Origin of the sequence: Shewanella sedimentimangrovi (genome assembly GCF_017354965.1) — a bacterium.
Classification (GTDB): Bacteria; Pseudomonadota; Gammaproteobacteria; order Enterobacterales; family Shewanellaceae; genus Shewanella; species Shewanella cyperi.
The window spans coordinates 3,567,867-3,591,047 of sequence record NZ_CP071502.1 but is presented as its reverse complement, the minus strand read 5'-3'; the positions used below and the strand labels follow the sequence as shown (position 1 = coordinate 3,591,047).

General features: G+C 58.9%; 18 protein-coding genes. 12 read left to right on the top strand and 6 right to left on the bottom strand.

The features are described from left to right. Positions 1-22: 22 nt before the first annotated feature. Positions 23-1,621 carry a mechanosensitive ion channel domain-containing protein gene (locus JYB85_RS16000; protein WP_207380088.1) on the bottom strand — a complete coding sequence of 533 codons (1,599 nt, stop codon included), beginning with the start codon at positions 1,619-1,621 and terminating at the stop codon, positions 23-25. Positions 1,622-1,778: 157 nt separating this feature from the next. Between JYB85_RS16000 and JYB85_RS15995 the strand changes: the two genes are divergently transcribed. Further along, positions 1,779-2,111, top strand: a complete 333-nt coding sequence (locus JYB85_RS15995) for a hypothetical protein (protein ID WP_207380087.1) — start codon at positions 1,779-1,781, stop codon at positions 2,109-2,111. A gap of 36 nt (positions 2,112-2,147) precedes the next feature. Here JYB85_RS15995 and JYB85_RS19040 read toward each other — a convergent pair whose 3' ends face one another. Further along, a complete protein-coding gene (locus tag JYB85_RS19040) occupies positions 2,148-2,273 on the bottom strand; it encodes a hypothetical protein (protein ID WP_266097105.1) in 126 nt (41 codons plus the stop codon). A 229-nt stretch (positions 2,274-2,502) separates the two neighbouring features. Here JYB85_RS19040 and JYB85_RS15990 point away from each other — a divergent pair, with 229 nt between their 5' ends. From JYB85_RS15990 to rraB, 6 genes are all read left to right on the top strand, one after another. Further along, a complete protein-coding gene (locus tag JYB85_RS15990) occupies positions 2,503-2,757 on the top strand; it encodes a hypothetical protein (RefSeq protein WP_207380086.1) in 255 nt (84 codons plus the stop codon). Between the two features lie 71 nt (positions 2,758-2,828). Beyond that, positions 2,829-3,959 carry a hypothetical protein gene (locus JYB85_RS15985; protein WP_207380085.1) on the top strand — a complete coding sequence of 377 codons (1,131 nt, stop codon included), beginning with the start codon at positions 2,829-2,831 and terminating at the stop codon, positions 3,957-3,959. After that, positions 3,943-4,848 (top strand): metal ABC transporter solute-binding protein, Zn/Mn family, encoded by a 906-nt coding sequence (locus tag JYB85_RS15980; protein WP_207380084.1) that lies wholly within the window; start codon positions 3,943-3,945, stop codon positions 4,846-4,848. The genes JYB85_RS15985 and JYB85_RS15980 overlap by 17 nt, the downstream gene beginning before the upstream one ends. Before the next feature lies 1 nt (position 4,849). Continuing rightward, on the top strand, positions 4,850-5,635 hold the full coding sequence (locus tag JYB85_RS15975; RefSeq protein ID WP_207380083.1) for a metal ABC transporter permease: 786 nt from the start codon (positions 4,850-4,852) through the stop codon (positions 5,633-5,635). Between the two features lie 117 nt (positions 5,636-5,752). Further along, on the top strand, positions 5,753-6,478 hold the full coding sequence (locus JYB85_RS15970; RefSeq protein ID WP_207380082.1) for a 1-acylglycerol-3-phosphate O-acyltransferase: 726 nt from the start codon (positions 5,753-5,755) through the stop codon (positions 6,476-6,478). Positions 6,479-6,552: 74 nt separating this feature from the next. Next, positions 6,553-6,969 (top strand): ribonuclease E inhibitor RraB, encoded by a 417-nt coding sequence (rraB, locus tag JYB85_RS15965; RefSeq protein ID WP_207380081.1) that lies wholly within the window; start codon positions 6,553-6,555, stop codon positions 6,967-6,969. A gap of 92 nt (positions 6,970-7,061) precedes the next feature. Here rraB and JYB85_RS15960 read toward each other — a convergent pair whose 3' ends face one another. After that, positions 7,062-8,021 carry a GGDEF domain-containing protein gene (locus tag JYB85_RS15960; protein WP_207380080.1) on the bottom strand — a complete coding sequence of 320 codons (960 nt, stop codon included), beginning with the start codon at positions 8,019-8,021 and terminating at the stop codon, positions 7,062-7,064. An 11-nt stretch (positions 8,022-8,032) separates the two neighbouring features. Then, entirely contained in the window at positions 8,033-9,037 is a 1,005-nt protein-coding gene (locus tag JYB85_RS15955; protein ID WP_207320924.1) for a response regulator, read from the bottom strand. Between the two features lie 240 nt (positions 9,038-9,277). Between JYB85_RS15955 and JYB85_RS15950 the strand changes: the two genes are divergently transcribed. Next, a complete protein-coding gene (locus tag JYB85_RS15950; RefSeq protein ID WP_207380079.1) occupies positions 9,278-10,084 on the top strand; it encodes a crotonase/enoyl-CoA hydratase family protein in 807 nt (268 codons plus the stop codon). A 13-nt stretch (positions 10,085-10,097) separates the two neighbouring features. Here the strand turns inward: JYB85_RS15950 and JYB85_RS15945 are convergent, their stop codons facing one another. Both JYB85_RS15945 and rapA read right to left on the bottom strand, forming a co-directional pair. Then, positions 10,098-10,925 (bottom strand): DUF3530 family protein, encoded by an 828-nt coding sequence (locus tag JYB85_RS15945; protein WP_207380078.1) that lies wholly within the window; start codon positions 10,923-10,925, stop codon positions 10,098-10,100. 92 nt (positions 10,926-11,017) lie between these two features. Further along, positions 11,018-13,927 carry an RNA polymerase-associated protein RapA gene (gene rapA / locus JYB85_RS15940; protein ID WP_207380077.1) on the bottom strand — a complete coding sequence of 970 codons (2,910 nt, stop codon included), beginning with the start codon at positions 13,925-13,927 and terminating at the stop codon, positions 11,018-11,020. A 308-nt stretch (positions 13,928-14,235) separates the two neighbouring features. Between rapA and JYB85_RS15935 the strand changes: the two genes are divergently transcribed. From JYB85_RS15935 to JYB85_RS15920, 4 genes are all read left to right on the top strand, one after another. Further along, entirely contained in the window at positions 14,236-15,630 is a 1,395-nt protein-coding gene (locus JYB85_RS15935) for a PhoH family protein (protein ID WP_207380076.1), read from the top strand. Between the two features lie 171 nt (positions 15,631-15,801). Further along, positions 15,802-19,512: a response regulator gene (locus JYB85_RS15930; protein ID WP_207380075.1), complete on the top strand. Its 3,711-nt coding sequence runs from the start codon at positions 15,802-15,804 to the stop codon at positions 19,510-19,512. 271 nt (positions 19,513-19,783) lie between these two features. Beyond that, on the top strand, positions 19,784-22,177 hold the full coding sequence (locus JYB85_RS15925) for a zinc-dependent metalloprotease (RefSeq protein WP_207380074.1): 2,394 nt from the start codon (positions 19,784-19,786) through the stop codon (positions 22,175-22,177). 214 nt (positions 22,178-22,391) lie between these two features. Beyond that, a complete protein-coding gene (locus tag JYB85_RS15920) occupies positions 22,392-22,937 on the top strand; it encodes a hypothetical protein (RefSeq protein WP_207380073.1) in 546 nt (181 codons plus the stop codon). Positions 22,938-23,181 lie beyond the last annotated feature (244 nt).

Here is a 23,181-nt window from a genome sequence, read left to right as displayed (position 1 = left end):
TGCGATGCTATTTGCTGCGATGCTATTTATTTCTGTAAAAATGCACATCGCGCTGGGGGAAGGGGATGGTAATGCCCTCGGCGTCGAAGCGCATCTTCACCGCCTTGGTAATGTCCCAGTAGACCTCCCAGTAATCGTCCGGTTTTACCCATGGCCGCACCACGAAATCCACAGAAGATTCACCCAACAGATGCAGCCGCACCTTGGGCTCAGGGGTGTCCAGCACCTTGGGATGGTGCTGCACTATGTCGCTGAGTATGGTTTCGGCGTGTTCTATGTTGTCGCTGTAGCTGATACCAAAGGTCATGTCGATGCGGCGATGGCGCTCGGCGGTGATGTTGTTGATGGTGTCGCCCCAGATCTTGTTATTGGGGATGATAAGTCGCTGGTTGTCGAGGGTTTTGACCGTGGTGGACACCAGGCTCATATGGCTGACCCGCCCCGTGACACCGGCGGCTGTGATGAGATCGCCCACGTCATAGGGACGGTAAATCAGGATCATCATCCCCGAGGCGAAGTTGGACAGGGTGTCCTGCAGTGCAAAACCTATGATGACACCGGCGATCCCGAAACCCGCCAGCAAGGGGCCCAGTTCGAAACCCAGCTGCGACAGGGCGATCAGCAGACCCAGGGTAAATACCGCCTTGGACGACAGGGAGGTAAAGAAGTCCTGCAACAGGCGGCTGAAGTTGAGCTTGGAATTACTGACGGTGCGGCGCACCGCCTGTTTCACCAGCTTGCCGGCGAGGCTGGCAATGGCCAGGATAAGCACGAAGATAAACAGCTTGAACATCAGCCTGGGGCCGTTTTCCAGCAGTTGGGATTCGGCATTGCCAAACCATTGCCGGGCCAGTCCCGAGGCCACGTCGAGATTGAGCACGTCCTGGGTGATGTCGCCGGAGACACTGAACAGGGTCTTCTTCAGCTCCGCACTGTCCATGCCCAACTCATCAATCAGGGCCACAGTGGCATTGAGGCTGGCGCTGTTTTCGGCCAGACGCTGGCGCAATTCTGCCAGTCTGGCCGTTTGTTCGGCGCTGACATCCTTGCCGGCGGCCCGGGCTTCCGCCGTGGCTTGCTGCAGGGCGTCCTGAGTGTATTTCAGCAGGCTGTCCAAGCGGTCGCCGCGATCGCTGAGCCTTTGTCCCAGCTCCGCCACTTGAGATGAGGTGTCCATGCCCAACTGTTTGCCCCAGCCCAGCAGCTGCCACTCACGCTGCAGCAGTTCATCCCGTTGGCTTTCACGCCGGGCGATAGCCAGCAAGGCCTGAGCCCCCTGTTCCTTTCCCAGGTTTTGTCCCAGTTGTTTTATTTGGCTGTCCAAATAATCCTGGCTGCGCTTGGCCAATACCAGCTGTTGACGGATAAGGGGCAACAGCCAGAGCTTTTCTTCGGCACCCTGTTCCATCTCCCTGGCCAGTTGGGTAAACAGCGCCTGGGTCTTGGTGGATATCCGGTATTCGCCTATGGCCAGCAACTCACCTTTGGCCTGTTTCAGCTCCTGCAGTTCGGTTTCTATGCCGCTTTGCAGAAGCTGCAATTGATGTTGGCTATCCGCTGTGTCGGCCAAGGCGCCAAGGCTCAGGCCAAGCAGGAATAAAGAGGACAAAATGCGCTTCATTTTCAATAGTCTTCTCCATGAAGTAGTCAGCAGATCATAAGCCGCAATCTGCTCTTGTGTAAAACTTGCGGCAAAAATCGGGTGGAATTTTTGCGCCCAAAGGGGAATGGGCCTAGAATCGGCACTCTTTTATCGTTACGGCCCCAAGAGTGATTCAATGATCTGCAGTCATTGCCATAAAGCCCTGCGCGTCAGCGCCATCAGTCATCAGCGCGGAAAGGGGCTCAAGGCCCAGATCCAATGCCCACACTGCGGTGCCTGGCTGGGGCGCAGTCCTGTAATGGCCAGCCTGAAGCTGGGCAGTTTCTATCTGGGGCTGGTGTCGGCCTCAGTGGCCTGGTGGCAGGAATCCTGGCGTCAGGGAGGGACTTTGCTGGCGATACTGTGTCTGATAGCCCTGCTGTGCGTTCACCTGATGGATCAGCTCAAGGTGGTGGAGGCGCCGCCCGCCAAGCCGGATGACAGCCACGAACGGCAAAAATACCGCTAGGGCCAACGTCCGGGGCGCGGCTGAGGGAAGGGCGCTTTAATCCAGCACCCTTTCCTGAGACTCCAGACTGTGCTCCACATACCAGATGCCGCCGCAGATCCCGCCGAAAATCAGCGCGGTCACCAGGATCAGCCCCAGATTGTTCTTAATAAATTGCCCCATTTTTGATGCTCCTATGGCAAAGTGCCCGTGGTTATGACCCTATCCTAAGTCGAAGGCCTTAAGGCAAGATTAATCCCGCTAGTCACATTCTGTAACCAATGTCGAAGTTATTGTCCGGTTGTCTGCGGCGCCGTGCTGTCTTACACTCTAGGCGATTTTCCGCAGTACGGGACGGATTACGGGAGTTCCTTGGGTGAACATGGCACTTAAAAACAACAGATTAATAGCGATGTGGCTGGCAGTCACATTGGCGCTGTTGTCCGTGTTTGCCGCTGTTCACAGCCTGCAACATATGGACGGTGGTATCAACAACCACTGTACCTCGTGTGTTCACCAGCAGCAGCTGAATAAACTCTTACCGGGCAAGTTACCCGAACTGCCGGTAAGCCATTTTGTTCCCGTTCGCCACAGCAGCCTTACCCCCGGACTGCATACCGTTCCCGGTTACTTTAACTATGGCCAGGGGCCACCGCGACACGCCTGAAAGCTTAAATTCATCATGATTTTCTGCCGGATGCACTTTTGCAGCCGGCGCGACAGCATTCAGGAGTTTGTATGCGTTTTGCTATTGCCCACGCGGGTCTGTTAACCACAGGTGTTATCTCTTCGGCCGCATTGGCGGCGGATCCTTCTTTATCCAACCCGGCACTGAGCCTGGTGCTAGACGGCTATTATCAGACGGCCGAGCGCCCCATGGCCGAGCGCGAAGAGGGTTTTGGTCTGGGCGAAACCGAGCTGGCATTGAGCGCCAGCATAGATGACATGTTCTATGGCAAGGCCACCGCCGTGTTTGAAGACGGTGAGCTTAACCTGGAAGAAGCCTTTATCCAGACCCTGGCACTGCCCGAGGGCTTCTCGGTCCGTGCCGGACGTTTCATGTCGGACATTGGCTATCTGAACAACCAGCATCTGCACACGGACAGCTTCAGCGACAGACCTGTGGCCTATCGCGCCTTCCTCGGCGGCCACTATTTTGATGACGGTGTGCGTCTGGATTATCTGGCGCCGACCGAGCTTTACTGGAGCATGGGCCTGGAAGCCTTCAAGGGTGAAAGCCTGAGGGCGGAGGACGAAACCGGTCTGCGGGAGTTTGATGAGCTGGGGGTGTTGACCGCGTTCACCAAGCTGGGGGGCGACTTTGATGAATCCAGCTCCTGGCTGCTGGGACTGAGCTATCTGCATAACCGCAACGGCAGCGCCGGACCACACCAAGAAGAGGCAGTCGCCGAAGATGACCATGGCGGCCATCAGCACAGTGCCGGTTACACAGGGGAAAATACCCTGAGTGCCGCCTTTGTTTACAAGTGGGCTCCACAGGGGAACTACAAGTACCGCCATCTGACATTGAGCGGCGAATACTTCCGTGTCAGCGGTATTCAGGATGCAGAGCCGGATCTCAGGGACTACCATCAGGGCTGGTATCTGAGCGGTGCCTACCAGTTGAGCCCAAGCTGGTCAGTGGCGGCCCGTTATGGCGAGCTGGATGCGGTGGATCTGGAAGAAGAGCAGTTGCAAAAGCTCAAGGAAACCGAGCTGAGCCTGGCCTGGCACCACAGTCATTTCTCCACTGTGAGGTTGCAATATACCCATCAGCAAGGAACCCACTTCGACGCGTTAAGCGACGATAATATTCTCACTTTGCAATATGTTATGTCTCTGGGGGCCCACGGTGCGCATCAATTCTAAACTGCTTGGGGCCCTGCTGGCCCTGTCATTCGGCCACAGCTCAATGGCGATGGCCGCCCTGAATATCTTTGCCTGTGAACCCGAGTATGGCGCCCTGGCCAGGGAACTGGCGCCCGGCGCCAAGATCTATACCGCCACCACGGCGATGCAGGATCCCCATCAGGTGCAGGCACGTCCCAGCCTGATTGCCAAGATGCGCCAGGCGGATCTGGTTGCCTGTGCCGGTGCCGATCTGGAAATTGGCTGGCTGCCCATGTTGCAGATGAAATCCGCCAATGCCGCGGTGCGCGAGGGCAGTGATGGTCTGTTCTTCGGTGCCGACCAGGTGGAGACCCTGGACAAGCTGGCCAGTGTTGATCGCAGCATGGGCGACGTCCATACCAAGGGTAATCCCCACCTGCAGTTTGATCCCCACAGGATGCTGACAGTGGCGCGGGCATTCAGTGACAGGCTCAAGCAACTGGACCCGGAAACGGCCGCCGACTACGAGGCCGCCCATGCCAACTTCGCCGCCCGCTGGCAGGCCGCCACCACGCGCTGGCAGGCCCAGGCCGAGCCGCTCAAGGGTAAGAAGGTGATCGCCTACCACACCACATTTCGCTACCTGTTCAACTGGCTCGGCATAAGCCAGGTGGCCGATCTGGAGCCCAAGCCCGGTCTGCCACCCACCAGTGGTCACCTGGCAAGCCTGGTGGAGCGGGCCAAGGCCGGTGACATCCTGGCCATAGTGGTCGCTTCCTATCAGGACGAGCGCGGTGCCCACTGGTTGTCCGACAAGACCGGGGTGCCTGTGCTGATCTTGCCCGCCTCTGTGGGTGCCAACGACCAGAGTCAGGACCTCTTCGGTCTCTACGACAACGTCCTGGCGCTGTTGCTCGGAGGCAAGTGACATGGATATGGAATTGCTCGGCATCCTGTTGCCGGCGCTGGCGGCGGGGGTGTTGGTTATCTCCACCCACGTGGTGCTTGGCAAGCAGGTGCTCAAGCGCGGCATTATCTTCATCGATCTGGCCATAGCCCAGGTGGCGGCCCTTGGCGCCATAGTGGCCCATCTCAATGAAGATCTGGAACACTTGCCCTTTGTCCACATGTGGATGCCGGCGCTGTTTGCCCTGGCCGGCGCCGGGCTGATCGCCTGGCTGTCGAAACGCCTGGTGGGTGAGCTTGAGGCCATGATAGGTTGCTTTTACGTGCTGGCGGCGGTGGCGGCCATGTTGCTGCTGTCAAACGATCCCCACGGCGCCGAGTTGCTCAAGCAGCTGATGTCCGGGCAAATTCTCTGGGTCAGCTGGGAGCAGTTGATGCTGCCGGCCCTGGTGTCTGTGCTGGTGCTGGCGCTGATTGCCGCCAAACCCAGGGTGCTCGATGGCGCAGCCTTCTACCTGCTGTTTGCCCTGGTGATTACCCTGTCGGTGGAGCTGGTGGGGGTATACCTGGTGTTCAGCACCCTGATACTGCCGGCCCTGGCCCTTAACCGTTACCAGGGGCGCTATGCCCTGGCGCTGGCCTATGGTGTCGGCCTGGCGGGTTACCTGCTTGGGTTGGTGTTGTCTGCCAGTTTGGATCTGCCCAGCGGTGCCGCCATAGTGGCGACCCTGGCCCTGTGTGCCTTCGTTTTCCGCATCGCCAGCCATGGCAAGCGGGGCTCCCCCGGCACTGAAAATATCATCGACTAGGACAAGTTGTTGATAGATAGATGGATTAAAAATTACGGCGTACAAGTGTAAACATAGTGTTTGAGCTGCAGCAGCGCTGTGGCTATACTGTCGCCGTTATTTTCACCGGAGTGCGTCGTGCTGTTAATCGCCAGATCCCTGTTGTTGGCCCTGTTGTTGCTATTGGTTTTCGTGGTCGGCAGTCTCGCCTGCCTGGTGCGTCCAAGGCACCGCGACAATGTACATATGTTCGCCAGGTGGTTCTCCGCCGCGGCCCCGGTATTGGGGGTGAAACTTATTGTTCGCCGTTCAACGGCTGCCGGTAGTGAACCCTGCATCTATCTCGCCAACCATCAGAATAATTACGATATTTTTACCCATACCGCCGCCGTGCCCCGTGGCACTGTGAGTCTGGGCAAGAAGAGCCTGGCCTGGATGCCGCTGTTCGGCCAAATCTATTGGCTGTCCGGCAATATTCTGATTGAGCGTAACAACCGCAGCCGGGCTTTTGAAACCATGGCCAACACGGTACGCAAGATTAAAGACAAGTGCCTGTCGGTGTGGATTTTCCCCGAGGGTACCCGCTCCCGCGGCCGCGGTTTGCTGCCCTTCAAGGCCGGCGCTTTCCACACCGCCATCGCCGCAGGTGTGCCCATGGTGCCGGTGCTGGCCTCCAATCAGTGTCACATCAATCTTAACCGCTGGAACAATGGTGTGGTGATCATCGAGATGATGGACCCCATTGAGACCCAGGGACTCGACCGTTCCCATGTGAAGGCGCTGTCGGAGCGCATCCATGCGGCCATGGCGGCCAAACTGGAAGCACTCAATCAGGAGGCGGCCAGCCTGATGCAGCGCGCCTGAAAAGGCCGTGTTATACTCGCGCACTATCAGGGGCAGCACTGTGCCCGTAAGCCCAGCCAAGGTGGAGACAGCCAATGTCGATTGAACGTCAGTTAAAGGAGCAGTTGGAAGAGAATCGCGAGATAGTCAAAGCGCTGCTCGACGATGGTTCCGATCCCGATGCCGAGTATGTGATTGAACATCATTTTTCCAGCACCAACTTTGACCGCCTGGAAAAGGCCGCCGTGGATGCCTTCAAACTGGGCTTTGAAGTGAACGATGCCGAAGAAATGGAGCTGGATGACGGCATGACCATCTTCTGCTTCGATGCCATCGCCAGCCACAAGCTGGACCTGGCGCTGCTGGACAAGGCCAGTGAGCAATTGCTGCAATTGGCCGAGAAGCAAAAGGTGGAATACGACGGTTGGGGCACCTATTTCATGGGTGACGAAGATGACCTCGATGAAGAAGACGAGGATGATCTCGACGACGACGGTTTTCCCCGCGACTGATAGACAAAATTCAATAAAAAAAGCCCATCTTTGATGGGCTTTTTTTATTGGTTCTTCGCAGCTGGCCGTCAGCCGGCTATTCCTCAAAGCTGCTATTCCTCAAAGATGATAGAGCGGTTACGCCCTTCCTGCTTGGCCTGGTACAGGGCATGGTCGGCATTGGACAGCCACATGGAGGCACTATCCACGGGATCCCCTACCTCGGCTATGCCCAGGCTGATGGTGACCTGTATGCTCTGGCCTTCGAACTGGATCGGGCTGGCGGCGATGCGGGTCCGCAGCCGCTCGGTGAAATGCCAGGCATCCCGGGCGCGGGTGTTGGACATCACCACGGCAAATTCTTCGCCGCCATAACGGCCGGCGCAATCGGTTTCCCGCAGCGACTGGCTGAGGATATGGGCTATGTGCTGGATGACCTTGTCACCGGCCATATGGCCATAGGTGTCATTAACCCGTTTGAAGTGATCTATGTCGAACATCACCAGACTGGCGGAATCGCCGTAGCGGGAGAAGCGTTCATACTCGTGGTTCATGCACTGCTGCCAGTGGCGCCGGTTGAACAGCTGGGTCAGGCCGTCTGTCTGGCTCAGGTGTTCCAGCTGGGTGTTGGCGGCCTTGAGTTGCAGCTTGTTGATGGCGATGTCGGTCACGTCATAAACAATCATGCTCAGATGAGTCACCTGACCCGTCAGCGATGCCAGCGGCAACAGGGTAACGTTCTGGTACATGAACTCGGCCCGACCGGTAATGGGGCGATAGTTTTTGAACTTGAACACAAAGGGCCTTTGTTCCCAGCTGATAAAGGCGCGGTTTTTCAGCAGGAACACCGACTCCATCTTCTGCTTCAGCCAGTTGGCGGGCAGGTTGGGAAATTGCTCGAACAGGTTGCAACCCTTGATGGCATTGGGGGAGATGCCACTGTGGTTTTCCATAAAACCGTTCCACAGCTGGATATTGAAATTTCTGTCCAGCACCACCAGCCCCACCTCTATGGTTTGCACCATATCGATGAGCCAGTGAAGTTCGTTCATTGCATCTGCATTTTGCGCCATGGCTGGGATTTCTACTCCGGATCCAGAAGGTAACCGAGCTTATAGCTCAGGGTGGGCAGCGAGTCTTCGGTAAACAACAGCAGCAGATCGCACTCAATGTTGTGATCTTCGATGCGATAGTTGATCTCCATCGCCAGGGTGCGTTGCCATTTTTCGGCATTGTCGTGGATCAGATCATTGACGGTGCAGTGGCGCCCGAGCACCACTGGGTGGCCCTGGCTGAACTGCATATCCAGCTGTTCGGAAATACCGTTGAGGAAGGCGCCAATCAGCACATTGCCGGTGTCGATCAACATCTCGACCTCGGTATTGGCATCGTCGGGGTTGTTGAGCCCCATCAGCTTGGCCATGTCGGCGAAGCTGGAGTCATGGAACAGCAGCAGGGCCTCGCCGGCAATCCCGGCGCCGATAAAGCCCTGGCACAGGGCGGAGATCTTCTTCGACGACTCGGTGGCCTTGAGGGCCATGGTCAGCTCGCTGACTTCCAGCACATTGACGTTGGGGATCGGCAACAACACGAACACATCCAGCAGCTTGGCCAGCAGATCCGCCGCCCGGCCCATGGCCACGTTGGCGATTTCCTGGCAGGCATCGCGCAGGTCCACCTTGACCATGTCGCTTTGCAAGGCAGGATCCTGTGTTCCCAATTCGCTGAGAATACCGTAGTCCTGCAAAATGGCGGCAATGGCATCGGCGCTGACGGGCTTCTGGATAAAGTCCAGCGCTCCCAAGGCCTTAACCCGCTCGTGTGCCTTAATCTGAATGTCGCCCGACACCACTATTACCAGTGCCGGCAGATCTTGCTGCTGTATGGTTTGCAGCACCTCATAACCGTCCATTACCGGCATATTGAGGTCGAGAAACACCACTTCGCCCTTGCCGGCACGGATCGCTTCCAGGCCCTCGGCGCCGTTGGCAGCATAGGTGATCTCCACATCCCAATCCTTGGGCAGGGTGCGGGCCATCTGCTTTCTGGCCATGGCCGAATCGTCGCAAATCAGTACCGGAAGCGCCATAGGGGGTCGGGATCCTCACTTATTCTTATTATTGAAGATAACACCAAAAATTCTGGGGCGCGGAAAAATGGTGTTGGTCAGCGGTTTAGCCCGGAAATGTCGTGGCATGGGGCCAAATTCAAAGGTGTTTGGCGTCAATAAAATGTCAGACGTCAAAACGTCCGCGTATGTTAGCCCTATTAGGTGAATATGCCAAATGTGTTAACATTTAATCTGGACAGACCAGTAAGGAATGATTTCATGGATTGGCATACCCTCAGCGTAGAGCGCCGCGGCCCCCTGGCCCTGGTCAGCCTCAATAGACCAGAGAAGCTAAACGCAGTTAATTTTCAAATGTTTCAAGAGCTTGATAAGTTAATCAAGCAGCTTGGCCGCGACAGCAGCCTGAGGGCCGTGGTGCTGAAGGGGGCCGGCGGCAGCTTCAGTTCCGGGCTTGACGTCAAAAGCGTGATGGCCTCGCCCTGGCAGGCTGTGCGCTTGCTGTTCAAGGGCTTACCCGGCAATGCCAATCTGGCCCAGCGGGTGTCATTGGGCTGGCAGCGTTTGCCCGTCCCCGTGATCGCCGTGCTTGAGGGGCGTTGTTACGGCGCCGGCATGCAGATAGCCCTGGGGGCGGATTTCCGCCTGGCGGCGCCGGATGCGGAACTGTCCATTATGGAGGCCAAATGGGGTCTGGTACCGGACATGGCCGGATTGGTGGCCCTGCGGCAAATTCTGCCCAAGGACAAGGCCATGGAATTGACCATGACCGCAGAATGCCTGCCTGCGGCCAAAGCGGCTGAATTTGGGTTGGTGACCCGGGTGGAGGCCGAACCCTTGGCGGCGGCCCTGGCCCTGGCAGAGCGCCTGTGTGAGCGGTCGCCGGACGCATTGGCGGCCATCAAGCTTAGCACCAATCGCAGCTGGAGCGCGGGCTTAAGATCCCTGTTGTCGCGGGAAAGTCGCTATCAGATAAGATTGCTGCTCGGTGCCAATGCCAAAATCGCCGCCAAGCGTCAGCTCAAGGATGCCGATGCGCCCTACCGGCCAAGGCAGAAATTTTGGTAGCCCGGAAGACTGGCTAGGGCTGGCTCAGGCGCCAGGCAAAGCCCCTGATCTCCTGCAAGGCATCGGCCCAGGCGCTGGGGCTGTGCAGGTCCAGCGCCAGTAATTGCTGGCGATATTCCAGCCCCGACTTGGCTGCCGAAGCCGAACGCCTGGCCTCGGCGGCCTTCTGGGCCGCAGCATGGGCGTCCGGTGACACCAGATCCAGCACCGGCACACTCAGGCCCGCCAGCATGGGCGGCAGCTGCACATGCAGCGGCGCCGCATCGCTGTAGGGATTGATCACCACCAGCAGATCCGGCGGTGACAGCTTGTTGTCCGCCAGCAGTTTGATCACCAATGCCGCACTCCTGTTTTGAGCCAGCAACACCCGCTTGCCGGGAAAATCACTGCCTATACCGTCGAGGGCGGTCAGTTCTCCTTCCAACCAGCTCAGCTGCGCCCCGAGCTGGGCCTCAAGCTGTTGCTCGGTGTATTTTTCCGTGGCCTTGTCCCTTGGCAGCCGGGTTTCACCGTCACCGGCCAGGGCTATCTCGGCCGGATCCGTGGCAAAGTTGGGGTAGGGGGGATTGCCCGGTGGGGTGATACTGATGCTGGCCCAGCCCAGAGGGGCCAACTCACTGTGCAGGTAGGCTATCAGTCCCTGGCTGTCCGCCTGCTGCCCGGTGTCGGCCACCAGGATCACAGCGCCGTGGCGCTGTTTGCCTTCCCAGGCTTGCACCAGGGGCGGTTTGGGGACGGGGTTGTTCAGCACCTGTTGGTCGGTTTCCGCCAAAGCGAGCGGTGACAGCAGCGAGGTAAGGAGTATCGGCAGTAGGGGGCGCATGGATGGCACGGGAGTCATGGGCTATGGCCCAAGCTTAACCCAGGGTGGCTGCCAATGCACGGCCACCCTGGGCTTGTCGCTCAAAACCCGGAGCAGGTTCAATTAACGGCTCAGGCGTGACTCACCAGCACCAGACGAATGGCATCCAGCTGCAACTGGGTGTCGCCGAGGTAGCCGGACAACTCCTGCATCTGGTTGCGGATAAAGCTCAGTTCCTCGTCACGGATATTGGGGTTGACCGCCTTGAGGGCTTCCAGACGGGCCAGTTCGCCGCCCAGTTGCTGATCCATTCTCTGGCCCGCCTGCTCTACCAGGTCGGCCAGGGCCTCGGCGGCCATGGCCTCGCCCTTGGCAAACAGCGGATGCAACAGGGTTTGGGAAGCGTTCACCAGCTTGCTGGCGATATGGCGGTTCACCGCGCTCAACTGCTTGTCGAAGCTCTCGTAGTCCACCTTGGCCGACAGGTTGTTGCCGCCCTTGTCCATCAGCACCCGGATAGGTGTGGGGGGCAGATAGCGGTACAGCTGGCTCGACTTGGGCGCCGTGGTTTCGGCCATATAGATCAGCTCCAGGAACAGGGTGCCCGCCGGCAGAGCCTTGTTCTTGAGCACGGCCACGCTGGTGCTGCCGGTTTCAGAACCTGTGATCAGATCCAGGCCCGTCTGCACCAAGGGGTGCTCCAGGGTGATCAGGGCAATATCGTCCCGTGACAGGGCGGTATCCCGGTCGAAGGTGACGGTCACCCCATCTTCGCTGAGACCTGGATAGGTGGGGAACATCATGTGCTCGCTGGGGCGCAGCACTATGCAGTTCTCGCCCCTGTCTTCCTGATCGAGACCTATGATGTCCCACAGGCGGATCACGGCTGCAATCAGCGCAGTGTCACCGTCTGCGGCCGCCAGGCGCGCCACCAGGGCATTGGCCTTGCTGCCGCCATGGCTGTTGAGCTCCAGCAGCTTGTCGCGGCCGTGCTCCATGGCATCCTTGAGTTCCTTGTAACGGGCACGGGTGGCCGACAGCAGGTGCGCCGCATCGTCCTCGTCGGCATCGCCGGCCAGCACCTGCAGCAGGGCCTCGCGGAATTCACCGAACAGTATGTGGCCGCCGGGGCAGGTGAGTTCGAAGGCGTTCAGGCCCTCGTGGTACCAGCGCAGCAGTTTTTCCTGGGCCGTGTCCTCCAGGAAGGGCAGGTGAATTTGTACATCGTGCTTCTGGCCGATACGGTCGAGACGGCCGATGCGCTGTTCCAGCAGGTCCGGGTTCAGCGGCAGATCGAACAGCACCAGATGGCTGGCGAACTGGAAGTTACGGCCCTCTGAGCCGATTTCGGAGCAGATCAGCGCCTGGGCACCGCCCTCTTCCTGGGCAAAGTAAGCCCCGGCCTTGTCCCGTTCAATGATCGACATGCCCTCGTGAAATACGGTGGCGGCTATACCTTCGCGGGTGCGCAGCGCTTCTTCCAGTGCCAGCGCCGTTTCGGCACGGCTGGCGATCACCAGCACCTTCTTGCTGCGGTGGTTCTTGAGGAAATCCAGCAGCCAGTCGACCCTGGGGTCAAACTTCCACCAGCTGGCGTTATTGTCATCGAATTCCTGGTACAGCTTTTCCGGGCTCAGGGCCTGGGCCGCCTTGGCCTCCAGGGTGCGGGCACCGCCCATCATGGCGTTGACCCGGCTGGCGGTGGCGTATTGCTCCGGCATGGGGTAGCCGTAGCTGTGGAAGATGCGCTTGGGGAAGCCCTTGACCGAGGCGCGGCTGTTGCGGAACAGCACCCGGCCGGTGCCGTGACGGTCCAGCAGTTCCTGCAGCAGCTCCTCGCGAGCGGCGGCGTGCAGTTCATCGTCCAGGTTGGGGGCCTGGATCTGGCGTATGGCCGGCGCTATGTCTTTCTCCGACAGCAGTTCGGTCAGGCTGTTGATGGCGGCATCGCTTAATGGCTTGTCTCCGGCCAGGGCCTCGGCGGCCTCGGCCACGGCGCGGTAGCCGGCCTCTTCCTGAATGAAGGCGTCGTAATCAAAGAAACGGTCGGGATCCAGCAGGCGCAGACGGGCAAAGTGGCTCTGGTGCCCCAGCTGGTCGGGGGTAGCGGTCAGCAGTAGTACCCCGGGCACCAAGGCCGCCAGGGCTTCAACCACCTGGTAGGCGCGGCTCGGTTCATCTTCGCTCCACTCCAGGTGATGGGCTTCGTCCACCACCATCAGATCCCAGTCGGCGTCGAGGGCCTGGTCGAGGCGGCGCTTCTTGCGCAGCAGCTCCAGGGAGCAGATCACCAGCTGTTCCGTGTAGAAGGGGTTATCGTGATCGGCAAAGGCCTCAACACAGCGGTCCTCGTCAAAGACAGAGAAGCGCAGGTTAAAGCGGCGCAGCATTTCCACCAGCCATTGGTGCCTCAGGGTGTCGGGCACTATTACCAGTACCCGCTCGGCGCGGCCGGTTTGCAGCTGTTGATGGATAATCAAACCGGCCTCAATGGTTTTACCCAGGCCCACCTCGTCCGCCAGCAATACCCTCGGCGCGTGACGGCGGCCCACTTCGTGGGCAATCCACAACTGATGGGCAATCAGGCCCACCCTGGGGCCCTGCAGGCCCAGCAGATCCGAACTGGCCAGTTGGTGGCGCAGCAGTTGGCTCTTATAGCGCACCCCGAAGCGGTCGAGCCGGTCTATCTGACCGGCAAACAGTCGGTCCTGGGGTTTGTTGAAGCGGATATTGTGCTCCAGCAGGGTTTCCCGCAGGCTGGTGGTTTCCCCTGTGTCACAGTGTTCGCCGTGGTAGAGCACCAGGCCATTTTTTTCTTCCAGATGGCTGACCTTGAGGCTCCAGCCCTCGGCACTGGAGATGATGTCTCCGGGATTGAAGATCACCCGGGTCAGGGGCGCATCGGCCTGGGCAAACATACGGTTTTCGCCGGTGGCAGGAAACAGCAGGCCCACCATGCGACCTTCCACCTGTACCACGGTTCCCAAACCTAATTCCGACTCGCTGTCACTGATCCAGCGTTGCCCTAATGCGAACGACATCTTAACACTCTCAACTATGGGGGTATGCTCAAAGGGCGCGTATGTTATACCAAGCGCCGGGAGATTTAAATCATCCCTGAGCCTAGTCTGAGCCGGGATAGAATACAAATTGACCAAGGGGGAGGCGCTGTCACTTGGGTGTCATAAAAGGGCCATTACACTGGCTTGGGGTTATTTACTTCCGCCTGTGGCCTGTATTAAGTTAAAGACAGGGCTTGAAATAACTTTCTTGTCCCTCTCCCCGCCACTGAAAAGGAGCCCTGCGCAGTCGTAACCATACACCCTATGTCACGCAACCCGGAGGCGCCATGGAACAAGACGACAGAAAGTTGTTTGTATTGGATACCAATGTCTTATTGCACGAACCCTTAGCCATATATTCCTTTAAAGAACACGATGTCGTAGTACCTATGACGGTACTGGAAGAACTGGACCAGATTAAGGACAGAAAACGCGATGTCAGCCGCGACGCCAGAGTCGCCATCCGCGCCCTGGAAGACACCCTCGGCGGCAAGACCACCCCGGAAGAAATAGTGAAGGGCGTCCCCCTCCCGGCCCGCGAAGGTCACGGCGATGCCACCGGCACCCTGGCCATATTCCCCGACCACCAGCTGGAATTCAGCACAGAGAACCTGCCCGGCGATCACAACGACAACCGCATTATCAATACCGCGCTGCACCTGCAAAAACTGCATGCCCCAAGAACCGTGGTGCTGGTCACCAAGGACATCAATATGCGCCTCAAGGCCAAGGGCGCAGGCATCAAGATAGTGGAGGACTATCGCACCGACCAGCTGATCGACGATATCCGTTTCCTGACCAAGGGCTTCCACCAGTTTGACGGTAACTTCTGGGAACACCTGAACAAGGTGTCCACCACCCGCCACGGTCGCAATACTGTGCACGAAGTGCCGCTCAAGGATCTGGAAAGCGATCACTTGTACATCAACCAATACCTGATAGATGAAGAGTCGGACTTCTGTGGCCGGGTATCGGCCCGGGACGATTCCCACCTGCATATCCTCGACCTGGGCCGCGGTCGGCTGCTGAATCAGGAGGCCTGGGGCATCAGGCCGAAGAACATTTACCAGGGCATGGCGTTGCAGGCGCTGCTGGATCCGGAAATCGACATGGTGATACTGACCGGCCCCGCCGGTTGCGGCAAAACCCTGCTGGCGATGGCAGCGGCACTGGAGCTGGTGGTGGAACGCAACCAGTATGACAAGATTATCGTCACCCGCAACACCCCGGAAATTGCCGAATCCATAGGCTTTTTGCCCGGCACAGAGGAAGAAAAGATGGCCCCCTGGTTGGCAGCCATCACCGACACCCTGGAGGTGCTGCACAAGAATGACGTCAATCCCCACGGCTCCATGAATTACATCATGGAAAAGGCCAATATCCAGTTCAAATCCATCAACTTTATGCGTGGCCGTTCCATCCAGAATGCCGTGGTGCTGCTGGATGAATGTCAAAACCTCACCGCCTCGCAGATCAAAACCATGATCACCCGCATGGGCGAGGGCACCAAGCTTATCTGCAGTGGTAACCTGTCGCAGATAGACTCCAACTACCTGACGGCCGTGACTTCGGGCCTGACCTACATAGTGGAGCGCTTCAAAAACTTCGAGGGCAGTGCCAACGTTTACCTCAACGGCGTGGTGCGTTCGCGCCTGGCGGAGTTCGCCGAGGAACACCTCTGACCCCTGAGAAGACGGCCCCGCGGGGCCGTTTTTTATTGCCAAGTCCATGTATTTAAAGCGCTAATGAAAAGACAGTCCGCCGAATAAAATTTTGGGACAGTGGCCTGCTTCCTGCTACTATATCCCATCGGACAAGACCCGGGCGGCCCAGGGTCGCTGCAAAGGTACCCCATGAAATCGAGCGAGCCGGATCTCCAGCTGAAATCCCCCATCCAGCGCAACTACAACAGGGCTGTGTTCTACACCTACATAGGGGTGATAGTGCTCGCCTGCCTGACCGCCTGGGTATTCTTCGACAGACAGAAGACCCAGCTGATGGAACAGCGCGAAGAGCAGATTGCCCGCCATGTGCTGCAAATCGACCTGTTGCTGGAATCCAGCATCCGTGCGGTCAAGAGTATGCGCGACGTGGCCGTGGACCATTTGCGTCTGGGGGAGTCCGTGCTCAAGCAGCGTTTGCCCCTGTATGGCAAATTCAATGAAAGCGGCCAGTACTTTACCCTGGAACCCACATATGCCGAGAACGGCAAACCCTTTACCAACATGGGGCGGATCACCGGCTCGGGTTCACTGGACGGCCGCAGCGACAAGTTTTACCAGGAGCTGGAGATGCTGTTCGAGCTGTCTCTGGCCTTCCCGGTAGCCAAGGAGGCGGCGCCCAAGGCCTCGGCCATCTACTACGTCTCCAAGCGGCGGATGATGTCCTATTATCCCTGGCCGTCCGACGAGCAGCGATTTCGCGATGAACTGCTGAACAAGAAACAGTTCCAGTACGCTACCCCGGCCATGAACCCCCAGCGCAGCGTGTTCTGGAGCGAGGCCTATGTGGACTCCAGCGACAAGGGTCTGCTGACCACCCTGGGTGTGCCCATCTACCTTGGGGACGAGTTCATCGGCTCCATCAACCTGGACATGACCCTGGCGTCCCTGGCCAAGCAAATCCGCCTTTATTTCAAGATGCCGGGCACTGTTATCCTGCTGGACCAGACCAACAATATCCTGTCGCACTCGGATATAGAGGGCGATGACATCAACCGGGTGTACCACATCAGCCAGCGTATTCCCTCGGAGCTGCACTCGCTGCCGGAATCCGAGCTGTTCGATGCCCACGACGGTATGATCCGCAACGGCTACTACATACACTCGGTGGCGCTGCACAACGCCCCCTGGAGGTTGCTGTATATCCAGGATGTGGACGAGCTGTTCCAGGACTCCTGGGAAAAGCTGCAGATGACCTTTATTTTGGTGGTGCTGGCCCTGTCGGTGCTGGTGACCATAGTGCACTGGCAGACCCGCCGCTCCTTCGTAAATCCGGCCTCACGGCTGCTGTCCCATCTGGAAGGCTGCTCGGTGCAGCCGCGCAAGGTGCCGCAGAAGATCACCCCCGGCTGGGAGCCATGGTTCCAACTGGTCAGCCGTATTTTTGAAGAAAACCAGCAATATACCCGTCACCTGGCGGAGCAGAACAAGCGCCTCGACAAACTGGTGGGCCGTCGTACCGAACGTCTGCGGGAAGCCACAGAGCGGCGCGAGCGGGAATACGCCCTGCTGCGATCGCTCTTGGACTCCATCCCCGAGGCCATTGTGTTCAAGGACAAGGAAGGCCACTACCTGGGCTGTAACAAGGCCGCCGAGCGCATGCTGGGTTACACCGAAAGCGAGATGATAGGCCTGTCGCCGGAGGAGCTTACCAGTCCGGAGCAGGGCCGCCGCATCCGCGCCGAGGACGAGCGGGTGCTGAGCGAGCGTGCGCCGCTGCGCTACCAGGAAAAGGTGGAGCTGGCCGGCAAGCCTGTGCTGCTGGACACCCTCAAGCTGCCCTTCTATAACCGCCGTGGTGAACTGCAGGGCCTGATTGCCGTGTGGCGTGACGTGACCCGCGAATTCGAGTCCGCCGAGCAACTGCGGCTGTCGGAGGAGCGCTACCATCTGGCCATGGACGCGGTGGAAGACGGCCTGTGGGACTGGTATCTGGATTCGGAGCAGATCATCTGCAACGCCGCCTACTTCTCCATGCTGGGCTACAAGGCCGATGAATTCCCGGCGCTGCTGAGCACCATAGACGAGCTTATTCACCCAGACGATCGTATCCGGGTGCAGGAATACCGCGAGCAATACCTCAAGGATCCCGTCAGCACCTACGAAATTGAATTCCGTATGCGAGCCGCCGGCGGCGACTACCTCTGGGTGCTGAGCCGGGGCCGGCTGGTGGAATTCACCCAGGACGGCCAGCCCAAGCGTATGGTCGGTACCCACAAGGACATCACCCGTTCCAAGAGTAACGAAGTGGCGCTGCTGGAAGCCAAGCAGGATGCGGAACTGGCGAACCTGTACAAGAGTGAATTCCTGGCCAACATGAGCCATGAAATCCGCACTCCGATGAACGCCATTATCGGTATGTTGCAGCTGGCGGGCCGCACCGCCCTGACCGAGCAGCAGCGGGACTACCTCGACAAGGCCGGTTTCTCGGCCCAGTCGCTGCTGCGGATCATCAACGACATCCTCGACTTCTCCAAGATTGAGGCCGGTAAGCTGGAGCTGGAGCGGGTTGCCTTCCCGCTGGACAAGGTGCTCGACCATGCCCTCGACCTCAACGCCCTCAAGGCCCAGGAAAAGGGCGTCGAATTGCTGCTGTATGCGCCGGTCACCGCCGGCTTGATGTTGCAGGGCGACCCCCTGCGTCTGGGACAGGTGCTGATCAACCTGCTGTCGAACGCGGTCAAGTTCACCCAAAGCGGTGAAATCGAGCTGGGCTGCGAGGACGTGGGCGAGCGCGATCACCGCATCACCCTCAAATTCTGGGTCCGCGACACGGGCATTGGTATCAGCCGCGATCAGCAGGACAAGCTGTTCGACGCCTTCGCCCAGGCGGATGGTTCCACCACCCGCAAGTACGGTGGTACCGGCCTGGGGCTGTCCATCAGCAAGCACCTGGTGTCCATGATGGGCGGCAAGATGCAGGTCCACAGCGAGCCCGGTGTCGGCAGTACCTTCAGCTTTACCCTGAGCTTCGAGATTGCCGCCGAGGCCAAGGTCACGCCCCTGGTGGTGCCGGAGCGGCTCAACAGCCTGCGCACCCTGGTGGTGGACGATAACCCCACGGCGCTGCAGATTTATTCCTCCCTGCTCAAGGACTTCCACTTTGTGGTGGACACGGCCACCACGGGTGCCGAGGCCCTGTTCAAGCTGGAGCAGAATCCTGTGGATCTGCTGCTGCTGGACTGGATGATGCCGGAGATGGACGGCCAGCACGTGCTCGATGCCATAGATGAAATGGTCGCCGACGGCCGCCTCGCGGTGCGGCCGGTGATCATCATGATGACGGCCTATGCCGCCGAGCCGCTGCAAAGCGACATCGACGGCGAGCGGGTGTTCGCCCTGTTGCAGAAACCCTTCAAGGCCTCGGCGCTGTTCGATCAGATCATCGCCGCCTTTGCCGGCCCCAAGCCGGCGGTGTTGCCGCCGGAAGAAAAGGCCGAGGAAGAGGGCGAACACAAGGGCCTGGTGCTGCTGGTGGAAGACAACTTTATCAACCAGCAGGTGGCCACCGAGCTGCTCAAGAGCGCAGGATATGAGGTGGACGTGGCCGACAACGGTCAGGTGGCGCTGGACATGGTGGACAAGCGTGCCTACGACGCCGTGCTGATGGACATTCAGATGCCGGTGATGGACGGGCTCACCGCCGCCGGCGAGCTGCGCAAGCGCTACAGCAGTGAGGCGCTGCCCATTATTGCCATGACGGCCCACGCCATGTCCGGCGACCGGGAAAAGAGCCTGGCGGCGGGCATGAACGCCCATATCACCAAGCCGATAGTCTTGACTGAGCTGTTCGATACCTTAAGTCACTGGATTGGCTACAAGGAAAAGCACAGCAAAGCTTGAGTCAGGTTTCAACTGAATCAGGTTTTAACATAGTTTGGTGTTAACACAGGTGCTGACCGGCAATATGGCCGACACCTTGATCAACATCCTGAGCCACTGGATTGGCTACAAGGAAAAGCACAACAAGGCCTGACGAGGCAGCAAAAAGTTGGAAAAGCGCTGCGGCAGCCAAGTATGGGAATAACTTGAGCTATTTGCGCTTGCCTGTGGCCGGGGATGGGGTAGTCTGGTTGGCAAACTGCAACCAGAACAAGCATAACAAGGAGTTTGCATGCGTCCCTACAGCCTCGCCCTGGCGCTGTTGCTGGCCCTCGGCGCCGCCGCGCCCCAATCCCAGGCAGCCGATAGCGCCGCCCTGATCCAGCAGAGCAAGAAAGTCAGTGGTTTCCTTGAGCTTTTTTATCACAGGGATGGCCGGCTGTACCTGAACCCGGCCCGCCTCAATCAACCCTTCATCATGCTCACCAGCCTGCCCCAGGGCGTGGGCTCCAATGACATAGGTCTCGACCGTGGCCAGCTGGGCCGCACCCGTCTGGTACAGTTCGAACGCCTGGGGCCCGACATCATATTGCGGGAACTCAACAGCCGTTACCGCGCCGGCAGCGATTCGGCCTCCGAACGTCGCGCCGTGCATGAGGCCTTTGCCGAATCCGTGCTCTGGCGCGCAGCCCTGGAGCCCGGCAAGCAATTGCTGGTGCCGCTGAACGAACTGCTTCTGCAGGACCTGCACGGGGTGGCCGACAGCCTCAAGGCCGCAGGTCAGGGCGAGTTCCAGCTCGACAAACAACGCTCGCTGATTATCCCCGAGGGGGTTAAATCCTTTGAGCGCAACAGCGATGTGGATGTGCTGCTGACCTTTGCCTCAAGTAATCCCGGCGCCTATGTGGCCCAGGTGACGCCGGATCCCAAGTCTGTGTCCATCCGTGCCCGGGTGTCCTTCATCGCCCTGCCGGAGCCGGGCTATGAACCTCGGGACTACCTGGCCTACAGCGGCTTTTTAATGGATGAATACCTGGACTATGGCACCGCGGTGGACCAGAGCGTGGTGCGCCGCCACATATTGCGGCACCGGCTGCAGAAAAAGGTCCCGGGTCCCGCGCCCTCAGAGGTGGTCAAGCCCATAGTCTATTACCTGGATCCGGGTGTGCCCGAGCCCATCCGCAGCGCGCTGCTGGACGGTGGCCGCTGGTGGAGTGAGGCCTTCGATGCCGCTGGTTTTATCGGTGGCTTCAAAATGGAGTTGCTGCCGGAAGATGCCGATCCCCAGGACGTGCGCTACAACGTGGTGCAATGGGTCCACAGGGCCAGCCGCGGCTGGTCCTATGGCTCGGCGGTGGCCGATCCGCGCACCGGCGAAATCATCAAGGGCCATGTGACCCTGGGCAGCCTGAGGGTCAGGCAGGATCATTTGATAGCCCGTGGTCTCAGTGCCGGCTGGGATGACAGGCAGGCCGCCGGCGAAGCCGCCAAGGCGCTGTCCCTCGCCCGCATCCGCCAGCTGTCTGCCCACGAGATAGGTCACACCCTGGGGCTGGAGCACAACTTTGCCGCCTCCAGCAATGACAACAGCTCTGTGATGGACTATCCCCATCCGCAAATCGGCATCCAGGCGGGCCAGATAGACCTCAGCCAGGCCTATGGCAGCGGCGTCGGCGCCTGGGATAAGTTTGCCATCAGCTACGGTTACGGCGATTTCGGCGAGGGTGAGGCCGAGCGTCAGGCCCTGGCCGAACTGGTGCGTCAGGCCCAAAACCAGGGCCTCAGATACATAGGCGAGGCCGACTCCCGCCGTGCCGATGCCAGCCACGCCTACGCCAGTTTGTGGGATAACGGCAGCGATCCCGTGGCCGAACTCAACCGTCTGCAACAGGTGCGCCGTCTGGCGCTGGACAAGTTCGGCCCCGAGGCCCTGCTGCCCGGCGAACCCCAGGGCGAGCTGGCCGATGCCCTGGTGCCCTTGTACCTGCTGAGCCGCTATCAGATTGAAGCCGCGGCCAAGTTTGTCGGCGGCACAGATTACAGCTACCAGGACCGCAACGGCAGCTGGCAATATATAGCCCCCGAGCTGCAACGCCAGGCCCTCAGTGCCGTACTGGCCACCCTGGCACCCGAGTCTTTGACCCTGCCGCGGGAACTGACCGAATTGCTGGTGCCCAAGGCCGGCAGTTACGGCGATACCAGGGAAAGCTTTGCCCGCGGCACCGGGGTCATCAGCGATCCTTTGGCCATGGCCGAGGTGCTGGGGCGCCACAGCGTCCACAGCCTGCTGTGGCCAAGGCGCCTGAACCGGGTGGCGGAGGCGGCACTTAACGATCGCGAGCAGTTGAGTGTCACCGAACTGGTGGACAGCCTGCTGGCCAAGACCCTGTATCTGGATAACCCCACAGGGCCGGAGCGCGGCCCCTGGCTCAGGGTCAATGCCGTGGTGGTGGATGAATTGTTGCAGGCCCTGCACAGCCCCGATTGCAGCACTGAGGTTAGGGCGCAATTGGTGGCACGCCTCGATGAGCTGCAACAGCAGCTTAAGCGCCGCGCCAGTAGGGGCAGCGAGGATCTCGCTGCCCACTACAACTTCCTCGCTGGCGCGATTGGCAAGGGTATGAACGACAGCCAGTACCGGTTGATCCCCAAGCCCATGGCCATGCCACCGGGTTCGCCCATCTAAGTATTTGAATTGGAAGGCGCCTGCGGGCGCCTTTTTGATTCACTTGAGCGGTCAAAGTCAGTCTTTCGACTGCTGTTCGCAATAGCCTGTGACCAGTAGCTTATGCAAACCACAGTCATGACTGAAATCAGGTCTTTAAAGAAACCAGAGCATGACGGAAACAGTCATTGCAGGACAGCAATGGCCAACACATAAAAGGATAAAAGGGACTGATATGTTAAGGATAATAGTGCTGCTCGGCGCCCTCGCAGGGGCCATCTTCGGCTACCGCCATTACTACTCCCCCTTGCCGCTGCAAAGCCACTTTATGGCTACTGTACCGGTCAAGCTCAAGCTGTTGCCGGACCCTAAGGTCAGATCCCAGGGCTCGGATCAAATCAGCCTGGAGGAAGTGACCACCCAGAAAAACAGCAAGGATCCCCTGGTGCTGACCGCCATCAGCCTCAGCACCGCCTTCGATACCTATGACGAGCAGGATATCCTGGAATTGGCGCTGGAAGACATGGACAAGTTGGGCGCCATCATTGGTCAGGCCAGCCGCAATAAAGCCCGCGTGGTGCGTCGTGGTTTTATCGACTATCAGGGCCACAAGGGCTATGAGGTGGTGTATGAACTGGATAAGGACAGTGGCAAGGAGCAGATGATCCAGCGGGTCTTTACCCACGACAATCATATGTTGATGCTGATCGCCAGCTATGAGCCTTCGGCCCAGCGCGAAGCCACGGTGGAAAATTTCTTTGCCTCGCTGGAATTCCTCTAACTTATTCGAACGCTCCCTTTGGGAGCCATGAGCCCTCGGCACTCTTTCAACCCGAACAGGAAGCCAGGGTAGAAAACTTCTTTGCTTCGTTGGAATTCCTTTGAACCACTCAATGGGTTCATGAGCCCTCGGCACTCTTTCGACCCGAACAGGAAGCCAGGGTAGAAAACTTCTTTGCTTCGTTGGAATTCCTTTGAACCACTCAATGGGTTCATGAGCCCTCGGCACTGTTTCAACCCGAACA

What these genes read in the sequence shown, in the direction of transcription:
- JYB85_RS15920 (WP_207380073.1), top strand. Translation starts at nt 22,392, where the DNA reads ATGTTAAGGATAATAGTGCTGCTCGGCGCCCTCGCAGGGGCCATCTTC.
- JYB85_RS15995 (WP_207380087.1), top strand. Translation starts at nt 1,779, where the DNA reads ATGATCTGCAGTCATTGCCATAAAGCCCTGCGCGTCAGCGCCATCAGT.
- rapA (WP_207380077.1), bottom strand. Translation starts at nt 13,927, where the DNA reads ATGTCGTTCGCATTAGGGCAACGCTGGATCAGTGACAGCGAGTCGGAA.
- JYB85_RS19040 (WP_266097105.1), bottom strand. Translation starts at nt 2,273, where the DNA reads ATGGGGCAATTTATTAAGAACAATCTGGGGCTGATCCTGGTGACCGCG.
- JYB85_RS16000 (WP_207380088.1), bottom strand. Translation starts at nt 1,621, where the DNA reads ATGAAGCGCATTTTGTCCTCTTTATTCCTGCTTGGCCTGAGCCTTGGC.
- JYB85_RS15925 (WP_207380074.1), top strand. Translation starts at nt 19,784, where the DNA reads ATGCGTCCCTACAGCCTCGCCCTGGCGCTGTTGCTGGCCCTCGGCGCC.
- JYB85_RS15945 (WP_207380078.1), bottom strand. Translation starts at nt 10,925, where the DNA reads ATGACTCCCGTGCCATCCATGCGCCCCCTACTGCCGATACTCCTTACC.
- JYB85_RS15930 (WP_207380075.1), top strand. Translation starts at nt 15,802, where the DNA reads ATGAAATCGAGCGAGCCGGATCTCCAGCTGAAATCCCCCATCCAGCGC.
- JYB85_RS15950 (WP_207380079.1), top strand. Translation starts at nt 9,278, where the DNA reads ATGGATTGGCATACCCTCAGCGTAGAGCGCCGCGGCCCCCTGGCCCTG.
- rraB (WP_207380081.1), top strand. Translation starts at nt 6,553, where the DNA reads ATGTCGATTGAACGTCAGTTAAAGGAGCAGTTGGAAGAGAATCGCGAG.
- JYB85_RS15990 (WP_207380086.1), top strand. Translation starts at nt 2,503, where the DNA reads ATGTGGCTGGCAGTCACATTGGCGCTGTTGTCCGTGTTTGCCGCTGTT.
- JYB85_RS15985 (WP_207380085.1), top strand. Translation starts at nt 2,829, where the DNA reads ATGCGTTTTGCTATTGCCCACGCGGGTCTGTTAACCACAGGTGTTATC.
- JYB85_RS15955 (WP_207320924.1), bottom strand. Translation starts at nt 9,037, where the DNA reads ATGGCGCTTCCGGTACTGATTTGCGACGATTCGGCCATGGCCAGAAAG.
- JYB85_RS15935 (WP_207380076.1), top strand. Translation starts at nt 14,236, where the DNA reads ATGGAACAAGACGACAGAAAGTTGTTTGTATTGGATACCAATGTCTTA.
- JYB85_RS15960 (WP_207380080.1), bottom strand. Translation starts at nt 8,021, where the DNA reads ATGGCGCAAAATGCAGATGCAATGAACGAACTTCACTGGCTCATCGAT.
- JYB85_RS15975 (WP_207380083.1), top strand. Translation starts at nt 4,850, where the DNA reads ATGGATATGGAATTGCTCGGCATCCTGTTGCCGGCGCTGGCGGCGGGG.